The organism is Gordonia sp. OPL2, assembly GCF_003797825.1.
Classification (GTDB): domain Bacteria; phylum Actinomycetota; class Actinomycetes; order Mycobacteriales; family Mycobacteriaceae; genus Gordonia.
The window spans coordinates 76,265-89,658 of record NZ_RKME01000011.1; the positions used below are offsets into that span (position 1 = coordinate 76,265).

The following is a 13,394-nucleotide window of genomic DNA, read 5'->3' on the forward strand; positions in this document are numbered from 1 at the left end:
CGAGCTGACGAGGGGCCCCGACCGACATGGTCGGGGCCCCTTGCTAATTCGCTCCCGATCAGCGCTGCAGGAACGCCCGCACCGCGGACTCGAACGCCGCCTTGGCCTCGATCATCACCCAGTGGCCGCAGTTCGGGAAGATGTGCAGCTCGGCATTAGGGATGAGACGCATCGGCACCATCGCCATGTCGGGTGGGCTGACCCGGTCGTCGCGACCCCAGGTGAGCAGCGTCGGGCAGGCGACCTTGTGCATCATCGACCAGTAGGGCGGGGTGTCGGAGGCGGCCATGAACTGCTGCTGCATCTCGAAAGCCGCAGAGCCGTACATCATCTGGGCGGTCTTCTGGGCGTCGGGATGGATGGCGGCCTGCCAGCGTTCCTCGATCAGCTCGTCGGTGACGAGCGCACGGTCGTAGACCATGGCGCGCAACCAGCGCACTAACTTGTCCCGGTCGGGGTCGTCGGTGAACTCCTGCAGCAGCCGCAGGCCCTCGCTGGGGCTGGGGCTGAAGACATTCGGTCCGACGCCGCCGATCGTGACGAGCTTCTCCACGCGGTCGGGCTTCTTGATCGCCAGGTTGACGCCGACGACACCGCCCATGGAGTTGCCGATCATCGGCGCCTTGTCGATGTCGAGCGCGTCCATGAACCGGATCACCGACGACCCGGCGGTGAGCACGGGGTGCCCCTCGACCGGGTCGCTCACCCCGAAGCCGGGGAACTCGACGACGTAGCAATGGTGGGTCTCGGCGAAGACGCCGAGGTTGCCGCGGTAGTTGCGCCAGCCGGTGACGCCGGGGCCGGAGCCGTGCAGCAGGATCAGCGGCGGGGCGTCGGCGTCGCCGGCCTCGTGGTAACGCAAGGTGCCCTGGTCGGTGGTCAGTTCGCGTCTGGTCGCGTCGAAGGTCACATCCACCTGATCAGGTTAGAACGTGTTCTATTTTCTTGTCACCGGGTGGGTACCTATTGCTCTGGACGTGAGAGCCGGTCCAGGTCGGGTTCGTGGTGCGGCCGACATCTGTTCATGTGAACATATGTGGGGACAGACACTCGTGCGGTGTCGGACGGGATGGGGCAGCGATGACGATGCGACGGCCGCGGTGGATCGCGGGGACGGCAGTGGCCGCAGTGGCGGTGAGCGTGATCGCCGGGTGCGGAGGAACGAGCGGCTCGTCGTCGGGGTCGTCCGACACGATCGTGCTCGGCGAGAGTCAGGAACTCGGCGACTTCAGCCCGATCATGGGGTACGGCCAGCAGGGCGTGTCGCCGATCTACGAGGGTCTGCTCCGGCCCGCCGCCGACGGTGACTCACGCGTACCCGACCTGATCCCCGCACTCGCCGACGACGCACCGCAGCCGGTGGTCGATCGAGTGTGGCGAGTGCCGCTGCGGGCCGGGGTCACCTTCTCCGACGGCAGCGCCTTCGACTCCGCCGATGTCGTCGCCACCTATCGAGCGGTGCGTGACCCCAGGGTCGCGTCGGAGATCTCCACCGATTTCGCGCCGATCGTCGACGTCACGGCCGATGGACCCACGGCGGTCACCGTGCGCATGAACACCTCGGCCGATCCTTCCCCGTACCTGCTGCTGGGTATCGCGCCGTCGGAGAAGATCGAGGCGAAGCCGGCGGCCGAGTGGGCGCTGAACACCCGGCCGGTCGGCACCGGCCCCTATCGGCTCGACTCGCTGCAGCCGGACCAGGCCGTGCTGGTCGCACGGGACGACTACCGGGGTGGCACGCCGCAGGTGACGAGGATCGTCTACAGCTACGTCCCCGACGACAACACGCGTGCCCAGCGGATCACCGCCGACGAGATCGACGGCACCACATTGCCGCCGAAGCTCGCCCAGAGCCTCGACGGTCGGCCGGGAGTCGATGTGGTCGCCGTGAAGTCGGCCGATTGGCGCGGAGTGTCGCTGCCCTCGGCGAATCCCTTCACCGCCGACGTCCAGGCGCGCAAGGCCATGAATCTCGGTGTGGACCGAGCCGCCGTCGTCCGTGACGTGCTCGACGGCCGGGGTGAACCGGCAAGCACTCCGATCGCCCCGGTGTACGGGCCGGCCTACAACGCCGACGCCCAGTTCGCCTTCGACACAGCACAGGCCGGGCAGATCCTCGACCGCGCGGGATGGCGCGCGGGCCCCGACGGGGTGCGTGTGCGAGGTACCGATCGCGCGTCGTTCACCCTTCTCTACAACGCCGAGGACACGCTGCGACGGGACCTGGCCGTCGCGTTCGCCGCCTCGATGAGGCCGTTGGGTGTCGAGGTGAATCCCCGTGGGACCAGCTGGGACGAGATCGACACCCGCCTGAACTCCGACGCCGTGTTGCTGGGCGGGGGAGCGACGCCGTACAGCATCGACTCGCAGGTGTACGACCCGCTGCACACCCGTGTGGCGGATTCGTCGCCGTACTCCAATCCGGGCGACTTCACCGCACCCGGGCTCGACGCGCTGCTGGACGAGACCCGCCAGAGCGCGTCCGGTGCAGCCAACGATGCGCGCTACCGCGAGATCCAGACGGTCTACGAAACCGCGCCGTCGGCGGTGTATCTCGCGTTCCTGCACCACACCTACGCCGTGCGCAGTGACGGCTGGACCTACGACGCACCCATCCTCGAACCCCACTCGCACGGCGTCGCGTGGGGGCCGTGGTGGAACCTGCCCTCGTGGCGGAGCGACACGCCGTGACCCTGACCGTGTCGGCGCCGGTGGACACCGGAACCGCCGGCGGTCGACGATCCCGGCTGCGCCCGGCCGCACGGCTCCTCGGCCGCCGATGCCTCGTCGCCGTCCCGACCGTGGTCCTGGTGTCCCTCGGTGTCTTCGCGATCGCGGCGGCGTCCCCGTTCGAACCTCTCGCAGCGCATCTCGGTGCCAACTATCAGTCGGCGACCCAGTCGCAGCGCGACGCCGTCCGTGCGGCCTACGACCTCGATCAGAATTGGTTCCAGGCCTGGCTGAGCTGGTGGGGGCACCTGCTGACCGGGGACCTCGGCTGGTCGACGACTCGCAGTCAACCCGTCTCCGACGTGATCGCCGAGCGGCTGCCCTTCACCCTGGGCATGGCATCGGCCGCCTTGCTCAGCGCGGCGGTGATCTCGGTCGTACTCGGTGCGGTCATCGGCATGCGGCGCGGCGGGTTCCTCGACCGGTGTGTCACCGCGCTGGCCGCGATGCTCGCCGCGACACCACCATTCGTGGTCTCACTGCTGCTGGTGAGTGTCTTCGCGGTGTCTCTCGGCGCGTTCCCGACATCCGGCGCACGCCGCCCGGGCGATCCGTACACCGTCGAGGGCATCGTGTCCCATGCCGTGCTGCCGTTCATCGCGCTGACCGTGTCGATGATCCCGTGGCTGCTGCTGACGATGCGATCTGCCGTGGTCGAGGCGGTGGCGTCGGACGCCGTCCGCGCGGCGCGTGCGAGGGGGATCGGCGGATGGGTGCTGCTGCGCGGACACGTGGTCGGGGTCTCGGTGTTGCCGACGCTCGCCTTGCTCGGCACGCGACTCCCCGAGCTGATCGCGGGCGCCGCGATCGTGGAGACCGTGTTCGGGTGGCCGGGACTCGCACAGGCGCTGGTGGATTCCGCTGTTGCCCTTGACTTCCCGTTGTTGGCGGCGTTGGCCGTGGGTGCGGCCGTGCTAGTACTCGTCGGCTCCGCGCTCTCCGATGCCGCCGCCGTGTGGCTCGATCCCCGGATCGGGATGACGGCGTGATCGCCCGGCTGCCGACCGCCCGCTCGACGGACCGCCCGACCACCCGCCCGGCGGACCGCTCGACCACCCGCCCGACGTCCCCGCCCACCGCGCCGACGACCACGCGCCGCGCGACGTGGATCTTCCGCCTCGGAGTGCTCGCACCCTGGCTGGTGCTGGCCGTCGTCGCCACCATCGCCGTCGGATTGCCACTGCTGGCCGGCGATCAGGCCCCCGACTTCGCCGATTCGTTGCGTGGCCCGGGGGCCGACCATCTTCTCGGTACCGACCATTCCGGGTACGACCTCGCCGTGCGGACCGCCCAGGGGCTGCAGATCTCGCTGGTGATCGCCGCTGCATGCGCGGTGGTGGCGACCTTGCTCGGAGTGGTGATCGGCGTCGGTTCGATCTCGGTCGGCGGCTGGGTCGATGCCGTGGTCATGCGGGTCGTCGACGGGGTCAACGCGCTACCGCACCTGGTGGTGGGGGTCGTCATCGCCGCGATGTGGCGCGGCGAACCGCTTGCGATCATCGCGTCGATCGCGCTGACCCATTGGCCCGCGGTCGCGCGGGTGGTGCGCGCCGAACTGCTCGACAACACCTCGGCCGGGTGGGTCGAGACCGCACGGCTGGCCGGCGCGTCGCGGACCTTCATCGCGACCCAACACCTGTTGCCCGCGGTGATCGGGCAGGCGCTGGTCGCGATGACAGTGCTGCTCCCGCACGCGGTGTGGCACGAGACGACGCTGTCCTTCCTCGGCGTGGGGTTGTCGCCCGACGAGGCGAGCCTCGGCACACTTCTCGGCCAGGCTCGTGGCGACGTCCTGTCCGGTGCCTGGTGGACGCTGGCGGTCCCCGGCGTCGCACTCATGATCACGGCTCTGGCATGCGCCGCGGCGGCCTCCTCGCTGCGCCGGACGAGCCTGCCGCCGGCCGGGGAGGTGTGGCGGTGACCGGCGCGGATACGGTTCGTCGGTCCGCACCGGCCAGGATCGAGCACCTCACCGTCGACATCACGTCCCGACACCGGTGGCAGCGGAGACAGGTACGGGTCCTCGACGACGCCGATCTCGCCGTGCCCGCGGGATCGGTCACCGCTCTGGTCGGCGAATCCGGCTGTGGCAAGTCCATGATCGCCGCGGCGCTGACCGGTCTGCTGCCGCCGGGATCACGGACCGACGGGGCGGTCGTCGTCGGCGACGTGGAACTCGCCGCCGACGACGCGCGCTGGCCGGATGTGCGTGGACGCCGCATCGGTCTGGTGCCGCAGTCGCCGTCGACCTCGTTCACACCGGTACGGACCCTCGGTTCTCAGCTCGACGAGGTCGTCCGCCGGCTGCGCGGCCCACGGTCGGCGGCCGAACTCTGCCGCGATGTGCACCTGTCGTCGGCGATCCTCGACCAGTACCCCCATGAGCTCTCCGGTGGAATGGCGCAACGTGCCGCCGTCGCCGCGGCGCTGGCGGGCGACCCACCGATCATCGTGGCCGACGAGCCGACGTCGGCGCTCGACAGCGGGCTGGCCGGCGACATCTGGGAGCTCTTCGCCGCGGCCGCCGCCGACGGTAAGGCCGTTCTCATCATCACCCACGACATCGACACCTTGCGGCACGGGCGATGCGACTCGATCGCGGTGATGCGCGCCGGACGGATCGTCGCCGAAGACACCCCCGATGCGTTGCTCGCCGCATCGGATCGCTACGTCGCCGACTTCTTCGAGCCGGTCGTATGAGCTACCACTCCCGCGCCTCCCACACTCCCGCCCCGACCACACCGGTCTCCGTCGTCGGTCGCGGACTCGAAATGCGCTACGGCGACACCGTGGTGTTCACGGGCGTCGACGTGACGGTCGCACCGGGGCACATGACCGGTGTGCTCGGCCCGTCGGGCAGCGGAAAGACGACCCTGCTCCGCGTCCTGGCCGGACTGGCCGAACCGAGCGGTGGAATCGTCGAGCGGCCGACGTTGGCGCCGGGCGCGATGGGCATGCTCGCTCAGGTCCCGCGCACAGTCGCCAACCCACGGTGGCCGCTGCGGCGGATCATCGCCGAACCCGCCGCCATCGGTCGTCGCCGATGCGAGGTCGAACCGGTCGCCGAGCGTGTCGGACTCGACGTCGCGCTCCTCGATCGCTTCCCGGCACAGGTCAGCGACGGGCAGTTGCAACGGGCATGTCTGGGGAGGCTGCTCGTCCAGGCGCCCCGGTTCGTCTTCTGCGACGAGCCGACATCGATGCTCGACCCGGTGTCGGCGCGGATGGTCGTCGACGTGCTGCAACGGCTCGTCGACGACGGCACCGCCATGCTCCTGGTCAGCCACAACCGGCCGTTGATCGAGCGGCGGTGCGACCGGGTCGTCGAGTTGCGTCGACCGTCATGACGCGGTCACCGCAGGCCGCGGCGTCCGAACGGATCGACGACGGTCAGCCGCGACCCAGCGCGTTCAGGTCTTCCTCGCCGAACTGTTCCTCGAGGGCCTCCGGGGAGTAGTCGAGGTCGATCTCGGCGACCGGACGGCCGCGAGCCGACTCGATGGCACTGAGTCGGCGTTGCGCCCGGTCGGCGGCGTAGGCGATGAACTCGTTGTTGTCGAGGCCGAACGGCTGCTCGTCGAACTGCTCGTTGACCCAGTTGATCATCCCCAGCGCCAACGGCATGAGCTGTTCCATCCGCTCGGTGACGACCGCCCACATCGTGTCGTCGGCGGCGACGTGCCGACGACACGTGAAGGTGCCCCAAGCCATGTGACGTCGTTCGTCGTTGCCGATGAACCGGATCAGCTTCTGCATGCCGGGGAAGATGTCGTAGCGGGTGCACACGGTCTGCCAGGCGTGATAGCCGGTCAGGGCGAGGCTGCCCTCGATGACGTGGTTGTAGGTGACGCTGGCCCGGACCTGATTGCGTGGTGACGGGTCGTGATCGAGTGCGTGCAGCGACGCAGGCAACTCTTCGTAGAACAGTTGCCGATAGTAGGGGTTGTCCGCGACGAAGGCCTGCAGGTCGCCGGTGAGGCCCACCGAATCCATCCACATCCGGAAGACCTGCGTGTGCTTGGCCTCCTCGAAGCAGAACTGCGTCAGGTACATCTCGTCGCCGAAGCGCCCCTCGGCGGCCATCGCGTTCATGAAGGGTTGGATGTCCTGGGTGACGGCTTCCTCACCGGCGATGAACTGACTCACCAGATAGGTGGTGCTGCGACGCTGCTCGTCGGTGATCTCGGTCCAGTCCAGCGCATCGCGTCCGAAGTCGATCGCCACCGGATCCCAAAAGCGCGCATTGCCTTTGACGAAGAGCCGCAACGGAAACGAGTCCCAGTTGAGACCTCCGGTGCGCAAGGAGGCGAAGTCTTCACGTCCCTGGGCTTTGTGTTCGGCGAGAGTCATCGAGATCACCTGCTGACCATCATGTGGGTGCGATGAATCGACGCTAGTCCGTGCGAGGACGAAACATCTTGGATTCACCGAACTCTCAGGATCGCGATTTGGTTTCGGCAGTGGGTGCCGCGATGGCCGAGATGTCCGATTCGGCCGGCTTCGGTGGCGAAATGCTCAGCGGGACAACGAACTCGGCCACCACACGCGCTTGCCGATGTCCAGCGTGAGGGCAGGCACCAGCAACGTCCGCACGATGAGTGTGTCCACAAGGACACCGAAGGCGACCAGGAACGCGACCTGCGCCAGGAACAACAGCGGGATCACCCCGAGCGCGGCGAACGTGGCGGCGAGGACAACACCGGCCGACGTGATAACGCCGCCCGTGGCGGTGAGGCCGCGGATCATGCCCGAGTGCGTGCCGTGCACCTTCGCCTCCTCACGGACGCGGGTCATGAGGAAGATGTTGTAGTCGATGCCCAGGGCCACGAGGAACACGAACGCGAACAGGGGCACGACGGGATCGGCACCGGCGAAATCGAACGGACCGTTGAACAGCAGGGCCGCGACGCCCAGGGTGGTGCCGAACGAGAGCACCGTCGTCGCCAGCAGGATCAGCGGGGCGACGATGCTGCGCAGCAACAGCATCAGGACCGCGAGCACGACCAGCAGGACGATCGGGATGATCAGGTTGCGGTCGTGGATGGCGGTCGTCCGGGTGTCGAGGTCGATGGCCGTGGTCCCGCCGACCAGCGCATCGGCGCCGTCGATCGGGTGCACGGCGTCGCGGATGCGGACCACGGTGTCCTGGGCGGCCAACGAGTCGGCGTTGTCGGTGAGCGTCGCCTGAACTGCGACCTTGCCGTCGACGACGGCGGGCTGCCCGGCGCGTTCGACGAGCGCGGCGTCGGCGACCCCGTCGACGTCGCGGACGGCGGTCAGCACGGCATCACCCTGGGACTGGTCGGAGATGATCCAGGTCGGTGAGCCGCTGCCGGCGTCGAAGTGTTTCGCCTGGATCTCGGCACCCTCGACGGAGTCGACCGAGCCGAGGAAGTAGTCGGTCTGGGCGATGCCGTCGGACTTGAACGTCGGCGCGAAGGCGGCGCCGACCAGCAGGACGATCAGGGTGGCGATCCAGATCGTGCGCGGGCGTGCGGCGACGCGATCGGCGATACCCGCCCAGAAGCGGTGAGTACTGCCTGGCTGGACCGAGGACGTGTCGTCGGCGAGCTTGGGGCGCAGCGGCCAGAACGCGGTCCGGCCGAGCAGGGCGAGTGCTGCCGGGAGGAACGTCATCGAGGCGAGGAAGGAGGCGCCGATACCGATCGCGGCCACCGGGCCCAGGCTGCGATTGGAGTTGAGGTCGGAGAACAGCAGACACAGCACGCCCAGGATCACGGTGCCGGCCGACGCCGACACGGGCTCGATGGTCGCGCGCCAGGCCGAGCGCAGGGCCGCGTACTTGTCGTCGACGGTCGTGAGCTCCTCGCGGAATCGGGAGACGAGTAGCAGGGCGTAGTCGGTCGCCGCGCCGAACACCAGGATGAACAGGATGCCCTGGCTCTGGCCGTTGAGTTCGAGGACGTCGTTGTCGGCGAGCAGATAGACCAGGCCCGACGCCAGGCCGAGGGCGAACACCGCGGAGATGATCACCACGAACGGCAGGATCGGACTCCGGTAGACCACGATCAGGATCAGGATGACCACGGACCCGGCGACGAGCAGGAGCAGTCCGTCGATGCCGCTGAAGGCCTCGCCGAGATCGGCGATCTGACCGGCCGGACCGGTCACCTTCACTGTGAGGCCGTCCGGCGGCGAGCGCAGTGCGTCGCGCAGATTCTCGACGGTGTCCGCCGGCTCACCCGCCGACGAGATCGGGATGAACATCTGCGCGGCCTGCCCGTCTTGGGACGGAATGGGTGGCGAGAACTGATCGGCGAAGCCCTCGGTCCCCGCGAGCGGGCCGGTCGCCTCGGTGAGGAACGCCGTGTCGGCGGGGGTCAGTCCCGACGGGCGCTCGGCGATGACGACGGCGGGCACGCTGTCGGTGTCCGAGAATCCGTCGAGCATGTTGTTGACCTCGGTCGATTCGGCCGACGCCGGCAGGAATGCGCTGTTGTCGTTGGTGGCGACCCCCGACAGCTTGCCGGCGAACGGGCCGGTGATGCCACCGACGACGATCCAGACGAGCAGGAGCAGGGCGGGGAGCAGCCAGCGCAAGCGGGGCGTCGATGCCATGAAGCCATCTTGACACGAGCGTATGGTCGGTCGCTCGGCCGGAGGTGCCGGGATTGTCGGAGTCGGATCCGCACGGTGACGGCGACGGGATTTCTCATTTCATATGCACACGTGTGCATATCAGGCGACGATGTGAGTCAGATCTCCGTTGCCGTCAACAGAAAGGTGCACAGGGATGAAAACCAAGGGGGCAATCCTCCGGAATCCGGGCGAGAAGTGGCAGATCGAGGAGTTCGAACTCGGTGACCCGGTGGCCGGTGAGGTTCAGGTCAAACTGGTCAGCTCGGGGCTGTGCCATTCCGATCACCACCTGCGCACCGGCGACAGCCCGGCGCCGATGCCGGTGCTCGGTGGGCACGAAGGTGCCGGTGTGGTCACCAAGGTCGGACCGGGTGTGACCCGGTTGAAGGAGGGCGATCACGTCGTCACCGCCTTCATCCCCGCATGCGGGGTCTGCGAACCGTGCTCGCGCGGCGACCAGAACTTCTGCGACGAGGGCGCCCGACTCCTCACCGGACTGTCCATCTCCGACGACACCAACCGGGCACACACCAGCAGCGGTGAGGCGCTGACCCAGATGTGCATGCTCGGGACGTTCGCGCCGTACATCACGGTGAACCAGGCGTCGCTGGTGAAGATCGAAGAGGACATCCCGCTCCAGCAGGCCGCCCTGCTCGGCTGTGGTGTGGCGACCGGTTGGGGCTCCGCGGTGGAGATCGGCGGCACGCATGCCGGCGACGTCGTCGTGGTGGTCGGTATCGGTGGCGTGGGCATCAACTCGGTGCAGGGCGCCGCTGCGGCGGGAGCACGCATCGTCGTCGCCATCGATCCCGTTCCGTTCAAGCTGCAGATGGCCGAGAAACTCGGTGCGACGCACACCTTCTCGTCGATGGAAGAGGCGCTGCCGGTCCTGGGCGAGATCAGCTGGGGCAAGATGGCCAACACGACGATCCTCACCGTCGGTGAGATCGACGGCTCGATGCTGGCGCCGGCTCTCGCGTTGACCGGCAAGGGCGGTCAGGTCGTCGTGACGGGTATGGGCAACTTCGCGTCGATGGACGCGCAGATCAACCTGTTCGAGCTGACGCTGCTGCAGAAGCGCGTGCAGGGAGCCATCTTCGGTGGCGCGAGCCCGCGGACGCAGGTACCGACGCTGCTCAACGAGTACCGCGCCGGGAAGCTCAACCTCGGCGATCTGGTCACCCAGACCTATCGGCTGGACCAGATCAACGAGGCCTATGACGACATGCTGGAGGGCAACAACATTCGCGGCATGATCGTGTACGGCGACGACGACTACTGATCGGAACTGCTACTGGTCGGAACTGCGATTGATCGGACGCCGTCCGATCAGCGTCGGGCCGCGGCCCGGTGTGCACCACCCGTGCACGCCGGCCGCGGCCCGTCTCGTTCGGTGTGTGACCGTGCCGCGCGCTAGCGCCGGGCCCGGGCCGTGACGAGGATGTTCAGGAAACGGAGTCCGAGCCCGAGGAGCACCAGGGTGCTCGCCATCTGGATCGACACGATGACGCGGGCAGGCTGCGACACCGCCGAGATGTCGCCGAATCCCGTGGTGGTGAACACGGTCAGACAGAAATAGAGCGCGTCGATACGGGTGAGCCGCTCGTTGAAATTGTCATGCCCGTACTCCGACAGCAAGAAGTAGGTCGCCGCGAAGGCCACGATGTAGAACGCGGCCAACGCGACGAGCATCTCCACGGCGGTCGCGACCGGATACGGCGAATGCGCGAAATGCCGGACCTCCCAGACGACGAAGGCGACCAGCAGTGCCGACCCGATGATGAGGCCGGCCAGGTTCGCGCTGCTCGCCTTGTCGATCGGCAGCAGGAAGTACCCGGTCAGAAGGAGGACGGCCGCGAGGATCGGCCGGGCGATCGCCATCGCGACCTGACGGCGCCCCACGTGCGGCGGCAGCCCTCCCCGCGGCCCAGAGCCGATCCCCCCGACCTCGTGCGCCATGCCGGCGCTACCAGATCCGTACCCGCTCGGACGGCTCGAGGTAGAGCTCATCGCCCTCGGCGACGTCGAACGCGTCGTAGAACGCGTCGATGTTGCGGACGACGCCGTTGCACCGGAACTCGGGCGGGGAGTGCGGGTCGATCGACAGACGCCGGATCGCCTCGGCGTCGCGGGTCTTGGTCCGCCAGATCTGCGCCCAGCTGTAGAAGACGCGCTGCACGCCGGTCAGCCCGTCGATGACCGGAGCCGCTTCGCTCCCGGCGCCGTTATCACTCGGCCCGCTCGCTTCGCTCCCGGCGCCGGCCCGCGCGAGCTGGTAGGCGACCAGCGCGATCGACAATCCACCGAGGTCGCCGATGTTCTCGCCGATGGTGAAATCGCCGTTGACCTTGTACTCGTCGTCGAGGCCGTTCGGGGTGAACTCGCTGTACTGATCGATGAGTTTACGTGTGCGAGAGGAGAATTCGGTGCGGTCGTCGTCGGTCCACCAGTCGAAGAGATTGCCGTCGCCGTCATACTTGGCGCCCTGGTCGTCGAACCCGTGGCCGATCTCGTGACCGATCACCGCGCCGATGCCACCGTAATTGGCGGCGTCGTCGGCATCCGGGTCGAAGAACGGCGGCTGCAGGATGGCGGCCGGGAAGACGATCTCGTTCATACCCGGGTTGTAGTAGGCGTTGACCGTCTGGGGTGTCATGAACCATTCGTCGTGGTCGACCGGTTGGCCGATCTTCGCGAACTCCCGATCCTGTTCGAACGACGATGCGCGCGCGACGTTGCCGATCAGGTCACCGCGGTCGACCGTGAGGGTGCCGTAGTCACGCCACTTCGCCGGATACCCGATCTTCGGGGTGAACTTGCCGAGCTTGGTCAGCGCCCGCTCCCGTGTCGCCGGGGTCATCCAGTCGAGGTCGGAGATGTTGCGGCGGTAGGCGGCGACGAGGTTGTCGATGAGCTCGTCCATCCGGGCCTTCGCCTCGGGCGGAAAGTGATTCTCCACGTACAGTTTTCCGACGGCGAATCCCACGGCGTCCTCGACGAAGCCGACGCCGCGCTTCCACCGGTCCCGGATCGCCTCGGTGCCGGAGAGGGTACGGCCGTAGAAATCGAAGTTCTCGTCGACGAAGTCCGCGGAGAGGTAGGGCGCCGCCGAATGCAGCAGGCGCCAGGTCAGCCAGGTCTTCCACTCGTCGAGCGAACGGGATGCGATGAGGTCGGCGGCCCCGGTGATGAAGGACGGCTGTGCGACGACCACCTCGGCGAACGTGGCGTCGCCGGTCGTGCCCAGCCCGCCGAACCACTGATCGAGTTCGAAGGCGCCTGCCGCGCTGCCGAAGTCGGCCAGTGAGGTGAGGTTGTAGGTGAGCTCGGCGTCACGTCGGCGGACGACGTCCCAGTGATGGGAGGCCAGCGCGGTCTCCAGATCGAGGACGACCTGGCCACGTGCGTCGGCGTCGTCGACGCCGGCGAGTGAGAACATCCGTGCGACGTGGTCGCGGTAGGCGGCCCGCGTCTCGGCGTGCTTGTCCTCCCGGTAGTACGACTCGTCGGGAAGGCCGAGGCCGGACTGCACGACGTGCACGAGGTAGCGGTCGGACTGCTTGGCGTCGGTGTCAACGTAGAAGCCGAAGAGCCCGCCGACACCGTGGCGCTGTAGTCGGCCGATGCGTGCGCTCAGTTCGCCGATGGTGCTGATCGCGGCGATCTTCTCGAGCTCGCCGGTGATCGGACCGATGCCGAGGGCGTCGATGTGGTCGGTGTCCATGAACGACGCGTAGAGGTCGCCGATCTTCTGCGCATCGGACCCGCTGTCGGGATCCGACTCCGCACACGAGGTGATGATGTCGCGCACGTTCTCCTCGGCGCGGTCGCGAAGGACATGGAATGCGCCGTCGAGGGGGCGGTCGTCCGGGATCACGTGGCTCTGCAGCCACTTGCCGTTCACGTGGGCGAACAGGTCGTCCTGGACGCGGACGCCGTCGTCGACCCAGCTGAGATCGATCCCGGAAACGGTCGAGGTGTCAGTCTGCGAAGCGGTCACCCGTCCATCCTGGCACTCCCATCCTGATTCGTCAGCCGGCTCTGCTGTGGGCGCAATCGCATTA

11 protein-coding genes are annotated in these 13,394 nt (G+C 68.0%); 6 read left to right on the plus strand and 5 right to left on the minus strand.

Going from position 1 to position 13,394, the window contains the following annotated elements; all coding sequences use genetic code 11:
* Positions 1-58: 58 nt before the first annotated feature.
* Positions 59-916 (minus strand): alpha/beta fold hydrolase, encoded by an 858-nt coding sequence (locus EEB19_RS13060; RefSeq protein ID WP_187586897.1) that lies wholly within the window; start codon positions 914-916, stop codon positions 59-61.
* 170 nt (positions 917-1,086) lie between these two features.
* Between EEB19_RS13060 and EEB19_RS13065 the strand changes: the two genes are divergently transcribed.
* The 5 genes from EEB19_RS13065 (at position 1,087) to EEB19_RS13085 (ending at position 6,077) form a co-directional block, all read left to right on the plus strand.
* Positions 1,087-2,691, plus strand: coding sequence for an ABC transporter substrate-binding protein (locus tag EEB19_RS13065; protein ID WP_187586979.1), 1,605 nt, complete (start codon positions 1,087-1,089; stop codon positions 2,689-2,691).
* A gap of 20 nt (positions 2,692-2,711) precedes the next feature.
* Complete coding sequence (locus tag EEB19_RS13070; protein WP_262365644.1) at positions 2,712-3,719, plus strand: ABC transporter permease; 1,008 nt, start codon at positions 2,712-2,714, stop codon at positions 3,717-3,719.
* Positions 3,720-3,838: 119 nt separating this feature from the next.
* Positions 3,839-4,651, plus strand: a complete 813-nt coding sequence (locus tag EEB19_RS13075; RefSeq protein WP_262365645.1) for an ABC transporter permease — start codon at positions 3,839-3,841, stop codon at positions 4,649-4,651.
* Positions 4,648-5,430, plus strand: a complete 783-nt coding sequence (locus EEB19_RS13080; RefSeq protein ID WP_262365635.1) for an ATP-binding cassette domain-containing protein — start codon at positions 4,648-4,650, stop codon at positions 5,428-5,430. Before EEB19_RS13075 ends, EEB19_RS13080 begins: the two co-directional genes overlap by 4 nt.
* On the plus strand, positions 5,427-6,077 hold the full coding sequence (locus EEB19_RS13085) for an ABC transporter ATP-binding protein (RefSeq protein WP_187586903.1): 651 nt from the start codon (positions 5,427-5,429) through the stop codon (positions 6,075-6,077). Before EEB19_RS13080 ends, EEB19_RS13085 begins: the two co-directional genes overlap by 4 nt.
* 43 nt (positions 6,078-6,120) lie before the next feature.
* Here the strand turns inward: EEB19_RS13085 and EEB19_RS13090 are convergent, their stop codons facing one another.
* On the minus strand, positions 6,121-7,080 hold the full coding sequence (locus EEB19_RS13090; protein WP_187586905.1) for a R2-like ligand-binding oxidase: 960 nt from the start codon (positions 7,078-7,080) through the stop codon (positions 6,121-6,123).
* A gap of 165 nt (positions 7,081-7,245) precedes the next feature.
* The gene (locus EEB19_RS13095) at positions 7,246-9,309 is read right to left on the minus strand and encodes an MMPL family transporter (protein WP_187586907.1); all 2,064 of its coding nucleotides are present in this window, start codon (positions 9,307-9,309) and stop codon (positions 7,246-7,248) included.
* A 175-nt stretch (positions 9,310-9,484) separates the two neighbouring features.
* Here EEB19_RS13095 and EEB19_RS13100 point away from each other — a divergent pair, with 175 nt between their 5' ends.
* Positions 9,485-10,612, plus strand: coding sequence for an NDMA-dependent alcohol dehydrogenase (locus EEB19_RS13100; protein ID WP_187586909.1), 1,128 nt, complete (start codon positions 9,485-9,487; stop codon positions 10,610-10,612).
* A gap of 131 nt (positions 10,613-10,743) precedes the next feature.
* On the opposite strand, the gene EEB19_RS13105 is transcribed toward EEB19_RS13100, so the two are convergent.
* Positions 10,744-11,211 carry a potassium channel family protein gene (locus tag EEB19_RS13105; protein WP_262365646.1) on the minus strand — a complete coding sequence of 156 codons (468 nt, stop codon included), beginning with the start codon at positions 11,209-11,211 and terminating at the stop codon, positions 10,744-10,746.
* An 85-nt stretch (positions 11,212-11,296) separates the two neighbouring features.
* Positions 11,297-13,330: a M13 family metallopeptidase gene (locus EEB19_RS13110; protein WP_187586913.1), complete on the minus strand. Its 2,034-nt coding sequence runs from the start codon at positions 13,328-13,330 to the stop codon at positions 11,297-11,299.
* Positions 13,331-13,394: the final 64 nt, after the last annotated feature.

Excerpts from the sequence above, each read along its gene's own strand:
- EEB19_RS13065 (WP_187586979.1), top strand. The coding sequence starts at position 1,087 with ATGCGACGGCCGCGGTGGATCGCGGGGACGGCAGTGGCCGCAGTGGCG.
- EEB19_RS13085 (WP_187586903.1), top strand. The coding sequence starts at position 5,427 with ATGAGCTACCACTCCCGCGCCTCCCACACTCCCGCCCCGACCACACCG.
- EEB19_RS13090 (WP_187586905.1), bottom strand. The coding sequence starts at position 7,080 with ATGACTCTCGCCGAACACAAAGCCCAGGGACGTGAAGACTTCGCCTCC.
- EEB19_RS13095 (WP_187586907.1), bottom strand. The coding sequence starts at position 9,309 with ATGGCATCGACGCCCCGCTTGCGCTGGCTGCTCCCCGCCCTGCTCCTG.
- EEB19_RS13100 (WP_187586909.1), top strand. The coding sequence starts at position 9,485 with ATGAAAACCAAGGGGGCAATCCTCCGGAATCCGGGCGAGAAGTGGCAG.
- EEB19_RS13105 (WP_262365646.1), bottom strand. The coding sequence starts at position 11,211 with ATGGCGATCGCCCGGCCGATCCTCGCGGCCGTCCTCCTTCTGACCGGG.